Annotated in this window: 20 protein-coding genes; 11 read left to right on the top strand and 9 right to left on the bottom strand. The window is 44.5% G+C overall.

Going from position 1 to position 20,627, the window contains the following annotated elements; translation table 11 throughout:
* Window positions 1-41 precede the first annotated feature (41 nt).
* On the bottom strand, window positions 42-1,169 hold the full coding sequence (locus NHH16_RS10365) for a hypothetical protein (protein WP_262069530.1): 1,128 nt from the start codon (window positions 1,167-1,169) through the stop codon (window positions 42-44).
* A gap of 81 nt (window positions 1,170-1,250) precedes the next feature.
* Between NHH16_RS10365 and NHH16_RS10360 the strand changes: the two genes are divergently transcribed.
* The 3 genes from NHH16_RS10360 to NHH16_RS10350 all read left to right on the top strand — a co-directional run bounded on the left by NHH16_RS10360 (window position 1,251) and on the right by NHH16_RS10350 (window position 3,480).
* Complete coding sequence (locus tag NHH16_RS10360; RefSeq protein WP_262069529.1) at window positions 1,251-2,129, top strand: DMT family transporter; 879 nt, start codon at window positions 1,251-1,253, stop codon at window positions 2,127-2,129.
* A gap of 62 nt (window positions 2,130-2,191) precedes the next feature.
* Window positions 2,192-3,328 (top strand): sodium ion-translocating decarboxylase subunit beta, encoded by a 1,137-nt coding sequence (locus NHH16_RS10355; RefSeq protein WP_262069528.1) that lies wholly within the window; start codon window positions 2,192-2,194, stop codon window positions 3,326-3,328.
* Window positions 3,329-3,345: 17 nt separating this feature from the next.
* Complete coding sequence (locus tag NHH16_RS10350) at window positions 3,346-3,480, top strand: hypothetical protein (protein ID WP_262069527.1); 135 nt, start codon at window positions 3,346-3,348, stop codon at window positions 3,478-3,480.
* A 52-nt stretch (window positions 3,481-3,532) separates the two neighbouring features.
* On the opposite strand, the gene NHH16_RS10345 is transcribed toward NHH16_RS10350, so the two are convergent.
* The 3 genes from NHH16_RS10345 to iscB are packed head-to-tail and all read right to left on the bottom strand — an operon-like array spanning window position 3,533 to window position 5,788.
* On the bottom strand, window positions 3,533-3,919 hold the full coding sequence (locus NHH16_RS10345; protein ID WP_262069526.1) for a YbaN family protein: 387 nt from the start codon (window positions 3,917-3,919) through the stop codon (window positions 3,533-3,535).
* Window positions 3,920-3,934: 15 nt separating this feature from the next.
* Window positions 3,935-4,501, bottom strand: coding sequence for a flavodoxin family protein (locus tag NHH16_RS10340; RefSeq protein ID WP_262069525.1), 567 nt, complete (start codon window positions 4,499-4,501; stop codon window positions 3,935-3,937).
* Window positions 4,502-4,555: 54 nt separating this feature from the next.
* Window positions 4,556-5,788: an RNA-guided endonuclease IscB gene (gene iscB, locus NHH16_RS10335; RefSeq protein ID WP_262069524.1), complete on the bottom strand. Its 1,233-nt coding sequence runs from the start codon at window positions 5,786-5,788 to the stop codon at window positions 4,556-4,558.
* A 363-nt stretch (window positions 5,789-6,151) separates the two neighbouring features.
* On the opposite strand from iscB, the gene NHH16_RS10330 reads away from it, so the two are divergent.
* Window positions 6,152-7,423, top strand: coding sequence for an L-cysteine desulfidase family protein (locus tag NHH16_RS10330; protein WP_262069523.1), 1,272 nt, complete (start codon window positions 6,152-6,154; stop codon window positions 7,421-7,423).
* A gap of 10 nt (window positions 7,424-7,433) precedes the next feature.
* On the opposite strand, the gene hypD is transcribed toward NHH16_RS10330, so the two are convergent.
* Together hypD and NHH16_RS10320 are read right to left on the bottom strand one after the other, a co-directional pair.
* A complete protein-coding gene (hypD, locus tag NHH16_RS10325) occupies window positions 7,434-9,794 on the bottom strand; it encodes a trans-4-hydroxy-L-proline dehydratase (RefSeq protein WP_262069522.1) in 2,361 nt (786 codons plus the stop codon).
* Between the two features lie 6 nt (window positions 9,795-9,800).
* Window positions 9,801-10,709: a trans-4-hydroxy-L-proline dehydratase activase gene (locus NHH16_RS10320; protein ID WP_262069521.1), complete on the bottom strand. Its 909-nt coding sequence runs from the start codon at window positions 10,707-10,709 to the stop codon at window positions 9,801-9,803.
* Window positions 10,710-10,852: 143 nt separating this feature from the next.
* Between NHH16_RS10320 and proC the strand changes: the two genes are divergently transcribed.
* Together proC and NHH16_RS10310 are read left to right on the top strand one after the other, a co-directional pair.
* Window positions 10,853-11,647, top strand: coding sequence for a pyrroline-5-carboxylate reductase (gene proC, locus NHH16_RS10315; protein ID WP_262069520.1), 795 nt, complete (start codon window positions 10,853-10,855; stop codon window positions 11,645-11,647).
* A 14-nt stretch (window positions 11,648-11,661) separates the two neighbouring features.
* The gene (locus NHH16_RS10310) at window positions 11,662-12,243 is read left to right on the top strand and encodes a TetR/AcrR family transcriptional regulator (RefSeq protein WP_262069519.1); all 582 of its coding nucleotides are present in this window, start codon (window positions 11,662-11,664) and stop codon (window positions 12,241-12,243) included.
* 51 nt (window positions 12,244-12,294) lie between these two features.
* On the opposite strand, the gene NHH16_RS10305 is transcribed toward NHH16_RS10310, so the two are convergent.
* The 3 genes from NHH16_RS10305 to NHH16_RS10295 are packed head-to-tail and all read right to left on the bottom strand — an operon-like array spanning window position 12,295 to window position 16,874.
* Complete coding sequence (locus NHH16_RS10305; RefSeq protein ID WP_262069541.1) at window positions 12,295-13,800, bottom strand: histidine kinase N-terminal 7TM domain-containing diguanylate cyclase; 1,506 nt, start codon at window positions 13,798-13,800, stop codon at window positions 12,295-12,297.
* A gap of 38 nt (window positions 13,801-13,838) precedes the next feature.
* Window positions 13,839-14,714 carry a YitT family protein gene (locus tag NHH16_RS10300; protein ID WP_262069518.1) on the bottom strand — a complete coding sequence of 292 codons (876 nt, stop codon included), beginning with the start codon at window positions 14,712-14,714 and terminating at the stop codon, window positions 13,839-13,841.
* A gap of 3 nt (window positions 14,715-14,717) precedes the next feature.
* Window positions 14,718-16,874, bottom strand: coding sequence for a Tex family protein (locus NHH16_RS10295; RefSeq protein ID WP_262069517.1), 2,157 nt, complete (start codon window positions 16,872-16,874; stop codon window positions 14,718-14,720).
* Between the two features lie 117 nt (window positions 16,875-16,991).
* Between NHH16_RS10295 and NHH16_RS10290 the strand changes: the two genes are divergently transcribed.
* The 5 genes from NHH16_RS10290 (at window position 16,992) to NHH16_RS10270 (ending at window position 20,591) form a co-directional block, all read left to right on the top strand.
* The gene (locus NHH16_RS10290; RefSeq protein ID WP_262069516.1) at window positions 16,992-17,576 is read left to right on the top strand and encodes a TetR/AcrR family transcriptional regulator; all 585 of its coding nucleotides are present in this window, start codon (window positions 16,992-16,994) and stop codon (window positions 17,574-17,576) included.
* An 11-nt stretch (window positions 17,577-17,587) separates the two neighbouring features.
* Window positions 17,588-18,508, top strand: a complete 921-nt coding sequence (locus NHH16_RS10285; RefSeq protein ID WP_262069515.1) for a diacylglycerol/lipid kinase family protein — start codon at window positions 17,588-17,590, stop codon at window positions 18,506-18,508.
* 90 nt (window positions 18,509-18,598) lie between these two features.
* Entirely contained in the window at window positions 18,599-19,339 is a 741-nt protein-coding gene (locus tag NHH16_RS10280; protein ID WP_262069514.1) for a glycerophosphodiester phosphodiesterase family protein, read from the top strand.
* A 215-nt stretch (window positions 19,340-19,554) separates the two neighbouring features.
* Entirely contained in the window at window positions 19,555-20,115 is a 561-nt protein-coding gene (locus NHH16_RS10275) for a phosphatase PAP2 family protein (protein ID WP_316043935.1), read from the top strand.
* 44 nt (window positions 20,116-20,159) lie between these two features.
* Window positions 20,160-20,591, top strand: coding sequence for a bacteriohemerythrin (locus NHH16_RS10270; RefSeq protein ID WP_262069512.1), 432 nt, complete (start codon window positions 20,160-20,162; stop codon window positions 20,589-20,591).
* The last annotated feature ends 36 nt before the right edge of the window (window positions 20,592-20,627 follow it).

Here is a 20,627-nt window from a genome sequence, read left to right as displayed (position 1 = left end):
GGCATCTAATCTTCTCCCTCTCATCTGTGAATACAAGTCTTTTACAATTCAAAGATATAAGTGAAAAGAATGCACTCGTCCTCGACGAAGGTCCCTTCTAACACAAACCGTTTGTCACGCCAGCGACAAACCTTGGTTTTCCCATCCAAACTCTGCGCTTCCATAAGTTCTGGCTCACCAAAGGCAGTGCTAAAGTCCGTTAACGAGTTCCCTACCGTTAGCCCATTCAGATACGGTAGCTTACTCTCTTCTCCGGCTGGCGGTGTGGTAATTGTTGTGGAAATAGTGCTAACGTACTGCCACTCTAAAGGCACCTCTTCGCTTTTCTCTAGGCTATATAAGGTTAAGGCCAGCTCCCGGTTCTCTGGTAACGGCAAAGCCTTCTCTTGAAGCTCGCCAATATCTTCTGGCGTTATCTCAAGTATTTCTAAAAGCGTATCATAATTAATTGGTAAAGTAACCGCCTGAGCGTTTATACGCAGGGCAAACTTAGGTGTTTCCGCTCTCACATATTCACTGATGTCTACTAGTGCCCTACGGTAATGCGCTTCGCCTAACACCAATTCACTTAGCTCGTTCTCCTTGACGTACTTAGCAAACGCTTCCGCGTCTTTAAAGCCCCATTCCTGATAATGCTCGGCTAAGTAAGCTGCTTCATCAAAAGTAAAATCCTTGCCGGATAAGCTCGGCTGCTCTTCGCTTCCTTCTACTAAAAGCCTGGCCACTGCCGCCACCTTATAGTAGTCCCGTGCCGACATTTCTGCCGGCAATAGCTTCCCGCGGTAGAACTCCAAGTAATCTTCGCCGAGCACGTAGACGGTAAGATTCGTCAAATTATGAAAACGAGTATTGCGTACTAATGACTCAAAGCACTCTTTGCTGTGGGCCTCAAGCTTCGCCTCTTCATTTAATAGCTCTGGCTCTGCGGGCGGTGTTAGAAACGTTTCCTGCCAGTAATTCGGAAACGAGTACTTCACTTCCTTATTGTCTAGCTGCTGGGGATTCGCCGTCTCGTCATGCTCTGTATGCACATACTGGAATCGATCGCTTCTGTCTTCTTTTTCAACTTCTGCTTTTGTCTCTTCGCTACCTTGTTCTTGCTTAGAACAAGCGACAATGCTTAGCATTATAAATACGATTATTACGGAGATTATCTGTCTTCTTCTCATGTTTTGTGTCTCCTTCAATATTGTTTTACTACCTAGATAATGATAAACTAATGTGAGTTAATGAAAAGGAAGTACACGCAAATGGAAAAGAAATCTACCACCCTCGGGCATATACTGGCCCTTTTAACAGCTATTATCTGGGGCACGACGTTTATCGCTACGAAGGTGTTGCTGCGTAGCTTTGCGCCCCTTGAAATCCTTTTTCTAAGATTTCTCATTGGGTTTGTCGCACTCATTCTTATGTATCCCAAACCATTAAAAAATCACTCACTGAAAGAGGAAGCCACCTACCTTAGCGCTGGACTGTGCGGCGTCACTCTCTATTTTCTCTGCGAAAATATCGCCCTCACCTATACCCAGGCTTCTAATGTGGGCGTAATCGTTGCCATTGCCCCGCTCTTCACTGCCATTTTATCACACTTTTTTCTGAAAGAGGAGAAGATTACTGGCACTTTTTTGCTTGGGCTATTAACAGCTCTTCTGGGCATCGCTTTGATTAGTTTTAATGGCGCTAAGCTCTCCCTGAATCCTAAGGGTGATTTACTGGCTATCGGTGCCGCCATTGTCTGGGCCTTCTACTCACTACTTACGAAGAAAATCAGTACCTTTGGTTACCATACCATCCAGACGACCAGAAGAATCTTTTTATACGGTCTGCTGTTTATGGTTCCCTTTACCTTCTTCTTAGACTTTAACCTAGATATTCAAAAGCTTAAAGAACCCCTTAACTGGCTTAACTTCCTTTTCCTCGGACTTCTCGCTTCGGCTACCTGCTACGTAACCTGGAACTACGCCATTAAGATTCTCGGTGCCATTAAGACCAGCCTTTACATCTACTTGGTTCCCGTAGTAACGGTGATTACTTCCGTCTTGATTCTTCAGGAAAAGGTTACGCTACTTTCAGGAATCGGTACTTTGCTTACCCTCTGCGGTCTGTTTTTGTCAGAAAAAAAGGCATAATTTTTTGTACCTTTCCTTTTTTTGTACTATAATGTGGATATTACACTTATAAGGAGGTTTTCATGGAATTTCTCATTGAAGGTATTAGAGCTGTCACCTGGCAACAACTGCTTATGTATGTTATCGGCATCTTGCTCATCTGGCTAGCTATTAAAAAAGACTATGAACCGGCATTACTGTTGCCTATGGGCTTTGGCGCTATCCTCGTCAACCTGCCCTTTAGCGGAGTAATCGATCAAACACTACAAGGCGGCATCGAATCTCACGGCATTATCCAGTGGCTTTTCGATGTGGGAATCGAGGCTTCCGAGGCTATGCCTTTGCTACTCTTCATCGGCATCGGAGCCATGATTGACTTTGGACCGCTGCTAGCTAGCCCGTCCATGTTTCTCTTTGGTGCGGCAGCACAGTTTGGTATCTTTGCGGCCATCCTCTTAGCGGCCTTTTTAGGATTTAGTATTACCGATGCGGCTTCGATCGGTATTATCGGCGCGGCCGACGGGCCTACAGCAATTCTCGTCTCCCAAGTACTAAAGTCAAAATACGTCGGGGCGATTGCGGTAGCGGCCTATTCTTATATGGCACTAGTTCCCATCGTTCAGCCCTTTGCGATTAAGCTGGTGACTACCAAAAAAGAACGAGGGATCCATATGGAATACTCTCCTCGCTCCGTTAGTAAGACCATCCGTATCGCCTTTCCTATCGCTGTGACGATTATTGTCGGCTTTATCGCTCCCCAATCCGTGGCTCTCGTGGGCTTTCTGATGTTTGGTAATCTGATTCGCGAGTGCGGAGTGCTAGGTACCATGTCCGACACAGCTCAGAACCAACTGGCTAACTTAGTTACCTTACTTCTTGGAATCACCATTTCCTTTAGTATGCGCGCGGAACAATTCGTTACTGTTGAAACCTTGATGATTATGGTAATTGGTCTCTTCGCTTTCGTGATGGATACCATCGGCGGCGTGCTTCTTGCCAAGTTCTTAAACCTTTTCCGCAAGAACAAGTTCAACCCGATGATTGGTGGCGCCGGCATCTCGGCCTTCCCCATGTCCTCACGGGTGGTCCAGAAGATGGCTTTAGAAGAAGACCCTTCGAATATTTTGATTATGCACGCTGCGGGCGCAAATGTATCGGGACAGATCGCTTCCGTTATCGCTGGTGGTATGGTCATTAACCTGGTAACCAATTTCTTATAAAGTAGGAGGACATAAGTATGAATACAGTAGTAATGCAAGCCCTAGAAATCATGGGCAAAGGTATGGCTGGTATCTTTGTCACCACCATTATTATTATGATTTTTGTCTTTCTCATGGGTAAAATTGGCAAAGACAAGGACGAAGAAAAATAGGATGTTTCAATTGACAAAAGCCGCGACCAATGAAAATTGGTTGTGGCTTTTCTTATGCTTCTTCATTTTTCACTTTAACTACCTTCCAGAAGTAGAAAATATGGAAGACCCAGACCAAAAATAAAGTCAACTGACCAAGGGGAATCTGGTGCATCATAATAAAGCCAATGGTCATCAAAGCGGTAACCGTAATCATCACCTTAACCTTGGTCTTCTTTGTCATCCCTTCGCCCTTAACATAGGACTCCAGATTATTCTTATAGAGCTTCGTACCTAGGAACCAGTCGTTTAGCTTCTTAGAGCTTCTGGCAAAGCAAAGCGCTGCCACCATTAGAAAGGGAAAGGTCGGCAATACTGGCACTACCGCCCCAACGGCTCCAAGACCTAAGCCAAGGAGGCCGATAACGATAAAAAACGCTTTCTTAATCTTTGTCTTCATAATCAACTCATTTCTCTAGCGAATAAAGTTTGTCTTAGTCTTTTCGGTGATTTCTGGCATCTCTAACCCAGCTTCCCTAGCCACTTCAATGGACTTTAGAAGCCAAGCCATATTCTTTCCTAGGGTCTGCATAACCTCTATACCTTCGATATCCTGAAGAACCTCCTCCGGGCTATTGCCATGAACCATCGTCCAGTAGTTAGAGGATACAATGGGCATTTCATTGATGGTTAGGTACTTCATCAGGGCATCGAGGGTCGCTGTCGTCCCTGCTCTTCTTGCAGAAGCAACTACCGCCGCTGGCTTTAAGCGCATGTCTGCCTTAGCAAGCCCTGCAAACTTATCCATAAAAGCCATTACCGCTCCCGTAGGCGATGCGTAATATACCGGTGAGCCTACCACTAGAGCGTCCGCCTTCTTAAATTTCTCCACCACTTCTTTCACATAATCGATACTATCATCCACTGCTTGGACAATTTCTGTGTCGATGCCTTCTGCCTCAAGAACCTTCGCTACTTCCGTAAGCGCTGTAAAGGTACAGCCCGCCTTCCTAGGACTTCCGTTTAATAATAATACTTTCATCTTTTTTATAGCAAGGATACCCCATCTAAAATTTAGGTGGGGAGGAATTGCATCCTACGCTTGTCTCCTTTCTGTCAATAGAGAGCTCCTTTGCTCTAACAATCTTAGTTTTTTGCATCCAACACTCTTGTGGACACTTGTGCCGTCTAATAAACGGATGTCAAAATATCCTGAACTCCGTCTGCCAAATACAAAACATTCTTTGTCTTCGAACTTTACTTTGTCGAACAACTGAAAGCCTTGTACATATCGAGGTGCTTGATTATTCTTACGTACACCCTTCTTAGGGTTTGCCTTATGCAAGCTGCGGTTATTACATCTAACGAACTTTTGATTATAAATAACGCCCAAAGGTTCCGCTAACGGATGTCCGCTGATGCACCTTGCGTCAACGGCATGAGTTTTCTCTAAGCCATTGTTTATCCGCACATACTTTGTTATATATCCGTAAGTCATACTTACATTTGGATACATCTCCTTTAGCTTGTTGTAAAAGGCCCATCGCATAATCCCCATAAAAGCAGCATCTCGAAAAGATGCTCCTCTCTTTAGGTTTAATTGAAGTTTGCCTGCATGATAAGCGTCATGGCATGTCTTACATAGCGTCACCAAGTTACTCGGTGCATCACCGCCCACCTTACGGCTTTCTAGGTGATGAGTTTGCAAAATTTTATCTTTACTCTTGCCCTTGCAATGCTGACAAGTATGACCATCACGCCAGAGAACGTATTCTCTTACATTCCAAGCATCCAATTTTTCGCCTTGCTGATATTCTGTCCCAGAAATACCTAGGTTTTTGATTTTCTGAATATCAAAGCTTGCCACCTCTATCACCAATTTTGTAATCGGCAGTATTTTGTAGACATCAGCCACTAGTTTTAAATGGCTGTTAACCTTATGCTCAATGCTCGGAGCAAACCATCCCTTATTCTTAGAGCTAACACGATTCGAAAATCTAGGTTTTCGATATCTTGTTTTGCGATTCCGTCTACTGCGACGATACTGTCTTTTAATAGCTAGGAGCTCAACAATATCTGTACGTAGCTTCGTCTCAGAAGCATATAGTTCCTCAGTTTCAGTTGTGGCAGAAAGACCAACGGTCTTACTACCTGCATCTACTCCAAGAGCAATTGGTTGCGCATGAGTCGTGCTCTCATACATAAGTTGTATGGTAAACGGACAGCGTTTAACTACTTTTGCTTTACCTTCTCTAAGAAGGTGTTTTACTTTACCGTGCCTAGTGGTCGGCATAAGTGGCTGTCCTTCTCTGCTTATGACATAAACCATAAGACACTCCTTTCTGCAACTTAATGCATAACTCCGCCATTAGACGGTTAGTTGTTCTTCGCCAATGTTATATAAGGTTTTACGCATACAGCACGGTTCCTACCCATCAAAACTGTTTAACCATATGCCACAGAGCCGCAGACTAGAACAGGCATCCACGGGTGTCTATATATTCTTACATAACGTAGTCAGTTAAGACTTGGGCTAGCGGGCAAGAGCTCTTAACAAGCTCCGTCCATAGAATTATGGGCGTGGGTTATTGACGATACCTACCTCCTTTATCTCTCCCCCATTATAAACAAGATTCCCACAAATGTCACTTCTCGGTTATAATATACACAGAAAACAAGGGAGGACTTAGGAATGCACCCACTCACAAACCTAATTAAAAACGATATGAAGCCAGCCCACGGCGTTACGGAACCAGGTGCCATCGCCTTTGCCGTGGCGACTGCCAGAGAACACTTAAGAGGACCGCTTGCCACTATTACTGTCGAGCTTAATAGTGGCCTCTATAAAAATGCCTTTACCTGTGGCATTCCCGGTTGCGAAGAAAGTGGCAACCTCTTTGCGGCCGCCCTTGGCGGGGTCTGGGGCGATTCGGCAAAAGGCTTAGAGATTCTCAGCGGGGTCGGTGCCAGGGAGCGGGGGAAAGCCCACACCTTAATCGCCGAAGGCCGAGTTCAGGTGCTGCTTAAAGATATCTCCAGCGATATCTTCATTAGGGCTACCGTCACTTCTGCTACCGATACCGTGATTCTGGAAATCAAAGATAGCCATACCCAGATTCACAAAATTATCGTAAACGATACGGTAATTTTTGAAGAAAACCGTGAGACCTCTGCGGAAAAAGCCAGCGCTACCGCCGCCATTACCAATTACTCTCTTTCAGAATTTGTCGACTACGTTAAAGGCGTGCCTACTGGCGAGCTGGAATTTATCACCGATGCTTTCATCCTCAATATGGACCTTTTTGATGAAGGCCTTAGAAGTGATCGCACCACCTTTATAAAGTATCTTTTTGAGAAAAATGGGAACCAGATTATATCAGAAAATGAAGAAGACACCGCTCTACTGCTAGGAGTCGGTGCCATTGAAGCTCGCGTCCTCGGCCTTAATAAGCCGGCCATGAGTATTACAGGAAGCGGCGCCCACGGAATTATCGCTACGCTGCCCCTTTACGGTGTTTATAAAGCTGGGGATTATAAAAAAGAGCAAGTCCTAAGAGCCACGGCTCTAAGCTTTCTAACCTGTATGTATATTAAAGAGTACTCCGGCAAGCTTTCGGCCTTTTGCGGATGCGCCATTGCCGCTGGTTGCGGGGCGGCCTGCGGATTGAGCTACCTAAAGGGTGGCTCTATAGAAAAAATAGAAAACACCATCAACAACTTCGCCAGCGGTATCACCGGCATGATTTGTGATGGTGGTAATCAGGGCTGTGTAATGAAAGGTGTGACTGCCATTGATAGTGCCTTTCGAGCATCTGCCTTTGCCCTAAAAGGCCTTCATATCGACGCCAAGCACGGAATCCTTGGCAGCACCCCGGAAGCCACTATGAAAAACATGGGTCGCATAGCTTCTCCGGGAATGACTGCTACTGAAGGGGAAATCGTCAGGATTATGGAGGAAAAATAATCCTTTTTTGTTAGTTAAACGCTTGCTCTGTCCGATTAATAATCTCGTCCTGCAAAGCCTTGCTTAAGTTTCGAAAATGATCGCTATAGCCAGCCACCCGAACGATTAAGTCTTTGTATTCTTCGGGTTTTGCCTGAGCATCTAAAAGAGTCTGGCGGTCAATTACGTTGAACTGAATATGGTGGCCATCCATGTTGAAATACGTCCGAACTAAATTGGCCATCTGGGTTAGTCCCTCTTCGCCGGCCACTACGCTAGGAGTAAACTTTTGATTCAGAAGGGTGCCACCGGTCTGTAGGTGGTCCATCTTTGAGGCTGACTTTACCACTGCCGTCGGACCAAAGGTATCAGCACCTTTTTCTGGGGAAATGCCTTCGGATACTGGCGTATGAGCCAGGCGTCCATTAGGCGAGGCCATCATCACTTCGCCGAAGTATACGTGACAGGTGGTCGGCAGCATATTTATCCGGTAAAAGCCTCCCGTCATATTGGGGCGTCCCGTTACCGTATCGTGATACATCTTGAAGACGCTTTTCATAATATCATCAGCGTAGTCATCATCATTTCCGTATTTGGGGCTTTTATTGCGGACTAAGTTCAGAATCCGTTCATGACCTTCAAAGTTATCTTTCATAGCTGCTATTAGCTCTTCCATAGAGAACTTCTTCTCGTCAAACACATTGTACTTAATCGCTGCCAAGCTATCGGTAATCGTGCCAATACCCACCCCTTGAATATACTTGGTATTATACCGGGCGCCGCCGGCGTTATAATCCCGGCCTCTGGCTATACAGTCATTGGTGATAATGGAAAGGAAAGGTGCGGGCATGTAGTGGGCATAAATCTCTTCAATCATATTGCTGCCGGTAATCTTAACCTCTACAAAGTATTCTATCTGCTTCTTAAAAGCCGCGAAGAGCTCTTCATAGGATTTATAATCCGGGGCGCTACCAAGCTTTAGACCGAGTTGCTTGCCACTTACGGTATCAAAGCCATTATTTAACGTCAGTTCCAGAATCTTGGGAATATTAAAGTACCCGGTCAGAATATACGCTTCGTTACCAAAAGCCCCCGTCTCCACACAACCGCTCGTGCCACCGCATCTGGCATCAGCGAGACTTTTACCAGCATTTAGAAGTTCTTGAACAATTGCCTCGGTATTATAAAACGCCGGTTGTCCCCAGCCTTTTCGGGAGATTTCACACGCTCTTTTTAAAAATTTCGTCGGCGTCTTACGGCTAATCTGGACATTTGAGCTGGGCTGTAAAAGCTTCATCTCATCCATACAGTCGAGGATTAAATAACTAACTTCATTCACTCCGTTTTCCCCATCAGGGGTAATACCGCCGGTGTTGATATTGGCAAAATCCGTATACGTACTGCTTTCTTTTAAAGTTATGCCTACCTTTGGTGGCGCTGGCTGATTGTTAAACTTCACCCACAAGCATTCTAAGAGCTCTAAGGCCTGCTCATCGTCTAAGCGACCGGCTTTTGCATCTTCCTTGTAAAAGGGAATCAGGTGCTGATCCAAACGCCCCGGACTATAAGCGTCCCAGGGGTTTAGTTCGGTAGTAACGCCGAGATGCACAAACCAGTACATCTGAATTGCTTGCCAATACGTTTGAGGCTTATGAGCCGGCACTACTTCACAGTTTTTCGCGATTTGTAAAAGCTCCTCTTTCCGCTTTTCATCGGTTTCCTTAGCGGCCATCGTAAGCGCCAGCTCCCGGTAACGCTCTCCAAGAATCATCACCGCCTCACAGGCAATGCGCATGCCTAGCAGTTCTGATTTTTTGTCTAAGGCTTCTTTATCATTTAGATAATCGAGATTGGCAATCGCTGCGTCAATATCAGCCTGATAATCGAGAAAACCTTTTTCATATATCTTCGCTGAGCCCACGGTGTGACCTGGGCCTCTTTGCTCCATAAACTCCGTAAATAAGCCGGCTTCATAGCAGTCCTTCCAAGCAGGCGTCATATTGCTTAGAATTTTCTTGCGAATGGAACGCTTTTCCCAGAAAGGGATAATCTCCTGTTCCTGATAAGCGTAATCCGCGTTCTTAACCTTAAAATTAATCAGTTCCCGGTCGTTCATCACGTGCATATCTTCGCTAGTGTGGCAGCAAAGCTCAGGAAACGTCGGTGCTGCCTGAGGTCCATCCCCCTTTTCCCCAACGATTAATTCACCTTCCCCTAGGTAAAGTTCCTTGGTGCTAAAATACTCTTTTAATACTAGCGCTCGCAACTCAGGAATCGAGACGCTTCCTTCGTACTTTTCATACGTCGCCGTCATGCTTTTAGCCCGTGCCATATCAATGTGGGCCTGAGTGTCTAAGCTTTCTTGTCTTAACCTCTTAACTCGTTCGTTCATCCTTTCCTATCCTCCTATTTTGACATTTGTAAAACCGGCACCCGTAAATAGCTTGGCAAAGTCATCCATCTCTGCTGCCGCGGGTGTCGCATAAGTTTCTCCTTGATACTCCTTACCGATACGCCCATACTTTCCTGAGCCAGTATTGTGATAGGGTAGTAAATTAATCTGGACTGGCTGGATCTTTCGCTCCCCAAGATAATCGACAATCGCCTTTATATCTTGAGAGTTTGCGTTTACGCTACCGACTACCGGTATCCGAATATTAAGGCTGGCCCCTGCTAAGGCGAGTCTTTCCAGATTTTCCAGAATCAGAGTGTTCGATACCCCCATGTGATGACGGTGCTTCTGGTCATCAATCACCTTCACGTCGTACAGAAAGGTGTCCACATAAGGCAGTATCCGCTCAAAGTTTACATAAGGGGCATATCCGCACGTATCGATATTGACGCTAATACCCAGAAGAGTTAACTTTTTTAGAAGCGTTTCTAAATAATCCATATCCTGGGTCATTACTTCACCGCCCGAAAGCGTTACGCCGCCGCCAGACTCTTCGTAAAACATCTCGTCACGCTTTAGCAAATCCACTAACTTTTCGACTTCGTATTCTTCTCCGATTACCGTTCGCAGGTTCTGATAACAGTAATCTGCACAATCACCGCAAGCAGTACACTTGTCAAAATCCGTCTGGGTGCGTGTAGCTTCTAACTGAATGCACTCTGTCTCACAGCCTTTTAGACACTTTCCGCAGCCGCTACAGCGCTCTTCATCCACTGAGAGCTGCCGCTGATAATTCTGGGTTTCCGGATTGTGACACCAGCTACAGGAAAGAGGACATCCTTTAAAAAACACAGTACTGCGAATCCCCTGGCCATCATGGATAGAATACTTCTGAATCCCTGTAATAATTGGCATATTGACTCCTTTTAGACTATAGTTTAAACTTAAGTCAAAGATAGCATTTTTCCCCGTTCTTGTCAATTAATTATCAATTTTTTGACGTATGTAATCCCGGGTGCTATATTGGATACTGAACACACACGCACAGGAGGTATTTTATGAAAATCGGATTTATTGGTTGTGGCAACATGGCTGGAGCAATTATTGGTGGTTTATTAGACAGTGGTGCTTATCACAAAGAAGATATTATCGGAGCTGATGTCTACGCTCCTAGTAGAGAGAAGACCGCAAAGAACTTCGGCATTAAAGTAACCGATCAGAATCTAGAGGTGGTGAGTCTGGCAGATATCGTGGTGCTTTCGGTTAAGCCCCAGTTTGTGGAAGAGGTGATTAAAGATATTCGCGACCACGTCCGGGAGGACCAGCTCTTTATCACCATTATTCCTGGAAAAACATTGGCTTGGTTAAATGAAACCTTTGGTAAAGAGATGAAAATTATCCGGACGATGCCGAATACCCCAGCCCTGGTAAAAGAAGGCATGACTGGTGTCTGTGCTGGCGATAAAGTGACAGAAGAAGACTTAAAGAAAGGCCTGGAAGTCCTCAATGCTTTTGGACGTACCGTGGCCATCAAAGAAGATCTATTAGATATTTTAACAGGTGTCAGCGGCTGTGGACCGGCATATTGCTTCCTATTTATCGAAGCCCTGGCTGATGCTGGCGTAGTTGGCGGTCTCTCAAGGTCGCAAGCTTACGAACTAGCCGCTCAGACCCTTCTTGGCAGTGCCAAGCTCTTCTTAGAATCAGGAAAACACCCAGGTGAGTTAAAGGATATGGTATGCTCTCCTGGCGGTGCTACCATCGAAGGCGTGCGCACCTTAGAAAATATGGGCTTTCGTTCAGCCGTTATGGAGGCGGTGCTTGCCTCCGCTGATAAATCTCGTTCACTATAAGGAAGGAAGAAGCTATGACCCAGGAAGAAGAAAGTATCAAAGAAAAAATCATAAAGGCGACGTGGGAACTTTTCTTTCGCAACGGCTATGACAATACCACGGTGGATGATATCATCACTCTTGCTGGTACTTCAAAGGGTTCGTTCTACTACTATTTTGAAGGAAAGGACGCCCTATTACATACCTTATCCGATGTTCTAGACGACCAGTATCGTCGCCTAGAAAAGGAAATGGACCCACAGCTTGGTAGCATCGACAAGCTCCTACTAATCGACTATGAGGTTCATCGCTTTATGGAGGATCATTTGCCCCTCGATCTGATCGCCTCTCTCTACTCAACCCAGCTTACCTCCAAAGGCGACCGGACGCTACTTGACCAGAACCGCAAATACTACCGCCTTGTGCGCAGTATTATTGAGGAAGGGCAAACCAGAGGTGAGATTCGCAAAGATCGTACGATTAGTGAATTGCTAAAATACTATACGATGTGCGAACGAGCCCTGGTTACCGACTGGTGCTTAAACCGGGCCAGCTATTCTCTTACTACTTACAGTAAAGATACGCTCCCGCTAATGCTTTGGCATTTTCGCACGTAATCCTAAGAGCAGGGTGTGACTGATTTGTCACACCCTGCTCATTTTAAGGACTTAGGCGCCCTTCGCTTCCTGCTTATTCTTATACATACGTCCATCAGCTTCCTCGATAACGGCTAGCAAGGATTCTTCAGGATGATTTTTTGCTGCATACCCCAAAGCAATTGATGGCTGTATAGGTAGATTCCGAGTGGTAGCAAATAAATTATTTATTTCGCAGAGACGTTGCTCTGCTAATTCTTCGGTGAAATTTGGAATCAGCATCACAAATTCATCTCCGCCAATCCGAAACAGTCTACCGCTTGGCGGACAGGCATTTCTTAACAGCGCCGCTGCCGTAATGATCAGTTGATCTCCTTGCTTGTGTCCATAGGTATCATTCGTTGCTTTTAATCCGTTCAAATCACCGAAAATAACGGTTAAAGGTAGATTAGACGGCGTATCCAAAGCATGAGTAGCCATTTCAAACCCTCGTCGATTTTGCAAACCCGTTAGCGGATCCAGCTCGGCATGTTCAGCCAGTTGATGAAAAATCGCTCGACTCTTGGTCACGTCACTACAAAGATAAAACTTTCCTTTCACGCCATCATCATCTGTGATAACGTTTTCTTTATAGTTGATAATTACATTGTCCCCTTGAGGTGTCGAAAAATGAATATCCATACCCGTTCCTTCTTCCGGCGCTGGATAAATCTCGGCCCCAGCCCCCTTTAAGCTTTCAAGGATTTCGTCAAACCCACCTTGGGTAATGATTCTCATTTTTTCCATCCAATGCTTGGCTGATTTGTTCATCTCCGCAATCGTATCATCAGCATGTAAGACGAATACCATCTCATGCATGTTATTAAACACCTCATCTCGGGCCAAGGATAAGAAACCCGCTTTTTCACTAATGGCCGTTCCGATGTAAAAGAAAACAAGGGCAACGCATATACCAATTAGAGTAATATCAAATGGTGTTTTAATAATATTAGAAACAGATACAATACTAAGAGCCATTGTTGATGTTATTCCAAATAGCAGAAAGTTCGAAGCCGCCCGTTTGCTTCGCGGTGTTTTGTAATGCTGACGAATCACAAAAAACACTACACATAATAGCGTTAAGTACACCTGCAACGTATGCACCCAAAACCATATTCCACGCACATTGTAGTCCGTATGAAGAACTGGGCTAATATTAACCACTAATTTTTGACGTAACAAGGTGTGTAAAGGACTTGTCAGTGCAAATAAAGTCGTAACTGCCGGAATAAGATATAGTAAAACGTAGGTCATTCTATTCAACCGCCGATTCAGACCGTAAAAGTAAAATACAAAAGGAACCGTCGAGGTTGCCGCCAAGGTTACAAAAGGTATTTTATAATCGTATAGTAATCGTGCAACTGTCGCATTTTGTGTTAAATGGTATAAGATCTCACACGCCACCCAGCATACTGACATCACAGCCATAAATAAAAAAGCTTTCGCTACTGGCCGTTTTCTATTCCCTCCCGTATAAGTAACCATAAAAAACACTATTATTACAATTAAAATTGCAACGTAAACAATCGCCACCGCCATATTTGTCATTTTAAAACTGCCCCTCTCTCAATAAAGCTTTACTCTCTATTCTCACTCTTTACTCGTTCCAAACTAAATCCGCGCCCCCGCACTTCATTAATTCGGCTGATAGTAACAAACGCTTGTGGATCAATTTCTCTAATTAGTTCGTTGATAGCGTATAACTTACGATTATTAATAACGCAAAGCACGCCCTTCATTTCGTTCTTATCAAAGCCCGATTCAATCGCCACCATGGTGACACCTACATCGATTTTCTTAAGCAAGCTCTTTCTAATCTCTTCGTATTTCGGCGAAATAACGAAAAGCTGAATCTGACTCTTACCGAGAAGGGTTACCCGGTTAAGTACTAGGGTGCAAAGTACTAACGTCAAGATACCATAGAGAATCTGCTCCGTATCCGAAAATATCACTTGCAGTAGCAACACGGAAAAATCAATGACATACAGAAGCATGGCTACTGACACATGAGTAAATTTATTAAATATCAAGGCCAGTCCATCCGTTCCTCCCGTAGAAGAACCGACGCGGACAATGAGACCAATCCCTACTCCTAGAAGGACCCCACCGTAAATAGTGGCGAGAAAATAGCTATCTGTTAACTCGTCAATCCTAGGAATCCTTTGAATCAGGGCCAAGAAAATAGGGTACGTAATGGAACTGACGATTGTCATCAAGGCGAATTTTTTTCCCAATATAACAGCACCAAAAATAAAGAAAATACCGTTGATGATAAAAATAACCATCGATAGATTTATCGGCAGATAGTGGGAAATAGTTAAGCCGATTCCCGTGGCTCCGCCCATAATAATACCTTTAGGAGACACGAAGGCCACCACCGTAAAGGCTAAAATAAGATTCCCTAAAAGCACGCAGAGCGGCGCTTCTAGGGTTTTTCCCCAATGTTTTTTCATTTTTTAATTAATTCCTTTCATCGAAAGAGAAATACGTTTTTTCTTCAAATCCACACCCAAAACTCTCACTGTGGCGATATCCCCTACGCTAACCGCTTCTAGTGGATGTTTGATAAATTTCTTATCGGTAATTTCCGAAATATGCACAAGGCCGTCTTGATGTACTCCAATATCAACAAACACCCCAAAGTCGATGACATTACGTACCGTGCCTTTTAATATCATGCCATCTTTTAGATCTTTCATATCCAAAACATCGGTTCTAAGAATCGGTCTTGGCATCTCGTCCCGAGGATCTCGTCCCGGCTTTTCTAGCTCTTTCACGATATCCCGAAGGGTAATTTCCCCAATTCCCAACTCCTCCGCTAAGTGCTTGTAATCTTTAATGGTTAAGGATAAACCTACAAGTTTCCCCCCAGTAATATCTTCTGCTTTAAAGCCTTGCTTTTCTAAGAGCTGCTTGGCGGCTTCATAGGATTCCGGATGGACGCTAGTAGCATCCAGAGGGTTCTTGCCATCAGCAATTCTCATAAAGCCTGCGCATTGCTCATAGGCTTTTGGTCCTAGCTTCGCTACTTTTAATAACTCCCGACGGCTTTTGAAGCGACCGTTTTCTTCCCGGTAGATGACAATATTCTTAGCAATCGCTCCGGATATTCCGGAAATATAGGAAAGCAGAGGGGCTGAAGCCGTATTTAAATCCACCCCGACTTTATTTACACTACCTTCCACCACTCCAGAAAGGGCTTCTGTTAGCTTCTTTTGATTCATATCATGCTGATACTGACCTACACCGATGGATTTTGGATCGATCTTTACTAGCTCTGCAAGCGGATCTTGAATTCTCCGGGCAATCGAGGTTGCGCTTCTTTGACCGACGTCAAACTTAGGAAATTCTTCTGCTGCCAGCTTACTCGCCGAGTATACCGATGCTCCCGCTTCATTAACAATTACGTACTGAACTGACTCGGGAATCTCCTTTAAGAGTTCTACGATAAATTGCTCTGACTCCCGGGAAGCGGTCCCGTTTCCTAGAGAAATGAGACTTACGTGGTACTTGCTGATAATCTGCTTTAATACCTTCTTTGACGCAGCAATCTTCGCCGGCGTAGTTGGTTCCGTCGGATAGATAACCGTCGTACCGATCACTTTTCCCGTGGGATCGACCACCGCTAATTTACAGCCCGTACGAAAAGCTGGGTCCCAGCCAAGAACCGTCTGTCCGGCAATCGGAGGCTGCATTAAAAGCTGTTCTAAGTTCTTTCCAAAGACAGCAATTGCGCCATCTTCGGCCTTCTCTGTTAAGTCACTACGGATTTCCCGTTCGATGGCCGGGGCAATTAAGCGCTTATAGCTATCCTGGACCGCCGCTCTTAGTAATTCGTTGGTGTTCGGATTGTCTTTCGTAATCGTCTGCTTCTCTAAAAAGCGGATAATTTCTTCTTTTGGTTCTTCTATTTTTACACTTAAGAACTTTTCTTTTTCCCCGCGATTAAGGGCGAGGATTCGGTGACCGGCTAGCTTCTTAAGCGGCTCTTCAAAATCGTAATACATCTCATACACCGATTCTGCTTTTTCGTCCTTGGCCTGACTTACAAGCTTACCGGCATCGAAGGCCCGTTTTCTAATATAGCTCCGGTAATCGGCTACATCGGAAATCCCTTCGGCGATAATATCTAAGGCACCGCTAATCGCCTCTTCGACAGTCTTTACTTCTTTTTCTTCATCGAGATAAGCTAGCGCCTCCTCGTCGATGCTTTTTGTGGTCTGTTGCAATAGGATAATATTTGCTAAAGGTTCTAGGCCCTTTTCTTTCGCGATGGTAGCCCGAGTCCGCTTCTTCTGCTTATACGGGCGATACAAATCCTCTAGCTCCACTAAGGTGGTGGCGGCCAAAATCTGAACCTTTAACTCGGGTGTCAACTTCTGCTGTTCTTCAATCGCCGAAAGAACGGTTTCCCGTCTCTCATCTAAGTTGCGTAAATATAAGAGACGCTCATGTAACTTACGGAGCTGCTCATCGTCTAGCTCTCCCGTCTTTTCTTTTCTATAGCGGGCGATAAAAGGGATCGTGTTACCTTCGTCAATCAGAGCGACGGCAGCATCAACCTGCCATTCTTTGACCCCTAGTTCTTCCGTGATTTTCTTATTAATGTCCATCTTTTCGAAATCCTTTCTACACTTAACATACCTTACAATTATAACGGATTCTAATGCAATAAGCAATGAAAGTATGCTATACTAAAAGCACGATAAAACGTAGGAGAATCCCCGCTTATGCTAAGTAAACAACAACAAAAATCTAAGGAGACAAAAGCGAAAATTTTCGCTGCTGCCAAGACTATTTTAGAACGCGACGGTTACGAAAAGCTATCTCTAAAAAACATCTGTCAAGAGGCGGGAGTTTCTAACGGAAGTTTCTATCATCACTTTAAGACAAAGGACGACTTACTCTCTTACTACATTGAGGAGCAACCAGAGGCATTTCATACGAATTTTGCTAAAACTGACAATATTCAAGTTATCAAGAAAAATATTATCTCCGTCTATCTAAACTATGCTCACTACTGCGAAACCCTAGGGGTTGAATTTATGGCCAACTACTATACGCCGAAGAATCAATCGTTAAACCCTAGTATTCGGACCAAACGTCCCTACCCAATTGTGACGGTGGAAAACTACTTGCAAAAATGCTTAGATGCAGGAGTTATTGCCTTACCATATGAATTAGAGCAAATCACCACCGATATCCGAATGCTCGTTATCGGCAATGTCTTTGAGTGGTGTTTAAAGAAGGGCCAAGCACCTTTTGCTAGTAATATGGAACGTTCTTTAGCGACCTACTTAGACGGCCTATTTTAAGGAGACGAATTATGTATCATTTTATAGTTAATCCCAACGCCCGCTCTGGCCTTGGCAAATCCACCTGGAACTTAATTGAGAAGGAGCTTATCCGGCGGGAAGTGGATTACCAAGCCTATGAGACCAAATACCAAAAGCACGCAACGAAAATAGCTAGGAAAATCACCGAGACCGATGGCATTCACCAACTGGTGGTCCTTGGCGGCGACGGTACTATTAACGAAGTCATTAATGGCATCTATGACTTAGACAAGGTCTGCTTAGGCTATATTCCCATCGGCTCAAGCAACGATTTCGCCAGAGGCTTTCACTTACCAAAGGAGCCACTAGAAGCCCTCGGCTATATTTTAGATACGCCTAGTTACGCTTTTATGGATGTGGGCTATATCACCTATAAAGAAAATAAAAAAAGACGCTTCGCCGTTAGTGCAGGGATTGGCTTTGACGCGGCGGTTTGTCACGAGGTCGTAGTCTCTAGGCTTAAGAAGTTTTTTAATAAGTTAGGGCTAGGGAAGCTAGCGTACACTGGTGTTGCTTTTTCCCAAATCATCAAGTCCAGGCCCACGACGATGACCATCACTGTAGACGGCATCCGACATCGTTATGAGAATGTGCTATTTGCCACAGTGATGAATCACCCCTACGAGGGTGGCGGCTTTAAATTCTGTCCCAAAGCCGATTCTACCGACGGGGAACTAGACGTTATCATCGCCGCTAATATTTCCAAGCTACGGTTTCTAACACTGCTGCCTTTAGCCTTTAAAGGATATCACACCTTTGCCAAAGGAATTTACCTTCTAAAAGGAAAGACCGTGGAGATTGTCAGCGACTGCCCCCTGCCTGTCCACACCGACGGGGAACCCATCTTTCTGCAGCGAGAATTATTCGCAACCTTAGAGCCTAAAAAGCTAAAAGTTGCCCAAAACAAGTAAAGGATGACGGTACTTATGTTGCTTTTAATCGGTCTCTTTCTCGGTCTCTATCTCTTTCTCCTTTGGCCCCGTCTTTCTAAAAGGAAGCAAATGAATAAGTATAAAGGAGTGGGGTTTGCCCACCGAGGTTACCACAATATCCACCAAGGTATTCCCGAAAACTCCCTTCCGGCCTTCACGGCGGCCATTACGGAAGGCTATGGTATCGAACTGGATTTACACCTAACCTGTGATCAACAACTGATTGTTTTTCACGATGATAGTCTAGAACGGGTCTGCGGCGTAGATAAGGCCCCTGAATCCCTAACGTATGCCCAGATACAAGACTTGCGCCTCCTAGGAACGAACGAGCAAATCCCGTTATTTGCCGATGTCTTAGCCCTAGTCGATGGTCAGGTTCCGCTATTAGTGGAGCTAAAGGCGGGCGATCTAGATATCCGCTTGTGTGCGGCCACTTATGAAATACTCAAAAATTACACTGGTGATTATTTAATCCAAAGCTTTAACCCGCTAGTACTCCGTTGGTTTAAAAAGAACGCGCCCCAGATTTTAAGAGGCCAGCTCTCTACCAAAATGAGTGCATCTAAGGTAATTCTTCACGAAAGCTATAAATTCGCGCTAACTAGGCTCCTTACGAACGTGGTGGCAAGACCGGACTTTATTTCCTATAACCTGCGCTATACGAAGCGCTTTACCACCTTTATCTTGCACCGGCTCTTCCATGTGCCTTACGCCGTTTGGACCCTTCGTGACAAGACCAGTTACAAGAAGGGATGCACCAACTTTGAAATGGTCATCTTTGAGGATCCTGAGATAATTATGAAGAAGTGATGAAGAAGTAATGAAGTCTATTGTTGATGAATATTTTTCATGTTATAATCTCAAGATAGCGCAGAAAACGTCAGTTTCATGCAGAGAGAAGGCTTTTTATGCAACTTAAGAGTAGATTAGTAGCACTTTTTCAAAAATATAAACACGCCTGGGTATTTTTATACTTTTTTATTTATATGCCTTGGTTTACGTACCTTGAGCGACGTGAGGGAAGTATGAAGCATTACCTCATTCACTCGCCTCTAGACGATTATATCCCCTTTATCGAGTATTTTATCGTTCCGTATCTACTTTGGTTTATCTTCATGGCGGTTATGGTGCTTTATTTCTTTTTTACGAATAAGAAAGAGTTCTACGACTTATTCTTATTCTTAGCCCTAGGAATGACGATTTTCCTCATTATTTCAACGTTCTATCCTAACGGACTTGAGCTGCGACCAACGACTTTCGCCAGGGACAATATCTTTGTTGATATGGTGAAAGCCCTGTATGCCAGTGATACGCCGACGAACGTGCTACCTAGTATTCACGTCTTTAATTCGGTAGCCATTGCGATTGCCGCTAAAAGGAGTAAGTCCCTTAAAAAACACCCTGTATGGCGCTTCAGTTGCTATATAATCGCCGGATTAATCGTACTATCGACCATGTTCTTAAAGCAACACTCGGTTACTGATGTGGTCGCCGCCTTTGTCTTGATTGGGATTCTTTATCAGGTCATCTACGCCTCTCAAGATCGACGTCACGCGGCAACTCAGAAGCGACCGATTATTACATAAGGTAACTAATGTCTTATTTTACACACCATGAGGAGGTAGAAGCTATGTATGTAGAATTTACTGATGATTTATTAACTGGAAATGAAATGATCGACGAGCAGCATAAGGAATTAATCGGTCGCATTCACAAGTTTCAAGAGGTTCTCGATTCGGATAAGACCGGCGAAGGCCAGCTTACAGCAATCAGTACGTTAGATTTCTTATCTGATTATGTAAACTACCATTTCGACGCGGAAGAAGTTTTACAATGGGAAATTGAATATCCCGGTCTCGATGGTCACTTAAAGCAACACGCCGAATTCAAAAAGACCATCGCCGAGCTGCAAGAATGGCTAAAAGAAGAGGACACGCCTTCTGAAGAATTTGTCAATAAAGTACAGGAAAAAGTTGTAGATTGGTTCTTACATCACATTCAAACAGCGGACCGCTCCGTAGCTGAATATAAGAATATGCGTTTGGATCCAGAGAATATATAATAAGCAAAAAACGGGAGAGAGGCACTTGCCTATCTC

The organism is Ohessyouella blattaphilus (genome assembly GCF_024721265.1).
Classification (GTDB): domain Bacteria; phylum Bacillota; class Clostridia; order Lachnospirales; family Lachnospiraceae; genus Aequitasia; species Aequitasia blattaphilus_A.
This window is presented reverse-complemented; position numbering and strand designations above follow the sequence as displayed.

Bases quoted from the DNA above. Each gene is read 5' to 3' on its own strand.
- NHH16_RS10365 (WP_262069530.1), bottom strand. From the start codon at position 1,169: ATGAGAAGAAGACAGATAATCTCCGTAATAATCGTATTTATAATGCTA.
- NHH16_RS10360 (WP_262069529.1), top strand. From the start codon at position 1,251: ATGGAAAAGAAATCTACCACCCTCGGGCATATACTGGCCCTTTTAACA.
- NHH16_RS10355 (WP_262069528.1), top strand. From the start codon at position 2,192: ATGGAATTTCTCATTGAAGGTATTAGAGCTGTCACCTGGCAACAACTG.
- NHH16_RS10350 (WP_262069527.1), top strand. From the start codon at position 3,346: ATGAATACAGTAGTAATGCAAGCCCTAGAAATCATGGGCAAAGGTATG.
- NHH16_RS10345 (WP_262069526.1), bottom strand. From the start codon at position 3,919: ATGAAGACAAAGATTAAGAAAGCGTTTTTTATCGTTATCGGCCTCCTT.
- NHH16_RS10340 (WP_262069525.1), bottom strand. From the start codon at position 4,501: ATGAAAGTATTATTATTAAACGGAAGTCCTAGGAAGGCGGGCTGTACC.
- iscB (WP_262069524.1), bottom strand. From the start codon at position 5,788: ATGGTTTATGTCATAAGCAGAGAAGGACAGCCACTTATGCCGACCACT.
- NHH16_RS10330 (WP_262069523.1), top strand. From the start codon at position 6,152: ATGCACCCACTCACAAACCTAATTAAAAACGATATGAAGCCAGCCCAC.
- hypD (WP_262069522.1), bottom strand. From the start codon at position 9,794: ATGAACGAACGAGTTAAGAGGTTAAGACAAGAAAGCTTAGACACTCAG.
- NHH16_RS10320 (WP_262069521.1), bottom strand. From the start codon at position 10,709: ATGCCAATTATTACAGGGATTCAGAAGTATTCTATCCATGATGGCCAG.
- proC (WP_262069520.1), top strand. From the start codon at position 10,853: ATGAAAATCGGATTTATTGGTTGTGGCAACATGGCTGGAGCAATTATT.
- NHH16_RS10310 (WP_262069519.1), top strand. From the start codon at position 11,662: ATGACCCAGGAAGAAGAAAGTATCAAAGAAAAAATCATAAAGGCGACG.
- NHH16_RS10305 (WP_262069541.1), bottom strand. From the start codon at position 13,800: ATGGCGGTGGCGATTGTTTACGTTGCAATTTTAATTGTAATAATAGTG.
- NHH16_RS10300 (WP_262069518.1), bottom strand. From the start codon at position 14,714: ATGAAAAAACATTGGGGAAAAACCCTAGAAGCGCCGCTCTGCGTGCTT.
- NHH16_RS10295 (WP_262069517.1), bottom strand. From the start codon at position 16,874: ATGGACATTAATAAGAAAATCACGGAAGAACTAGGGGTCAAAGAATGG.
- NHH16_RS10290 (WP_262069516.1), top strand. From the start codon at position 16,992: ATGCTAAGTAAACAACAACAAAAATCTAAGGAGACAAAAGCGAAAATT.
- NHH16_RS10285 (WP_262069515.1), top strand. From the start codon at position 17,588: ATGTATCATTTTATAGTTAATCCCAACGCCCGCTCTGGCCTTGGCAAA.
- NHH16_RS10280 (WP_262069514.1), top strand. From the start codon at position 18,599: ATGAATAAGTATAAAGGAGTGGGGTTTGCCCACCGAGGTTACCACAAT.
- NHH16_RS10275 (WP_316043935.1), top strand. From the start codon at position 19,555: ATGAAGCATTACCTCATTCACTCGCCTCTAGACGATTATATCCCCTTT.
- NHH16_RS10270 (WP_262069512.1), top strand. From the start codon at position 20,160: ATGTATGTAGAATTTACTGATGATTTATTAACTGGAAATGAAATGATC.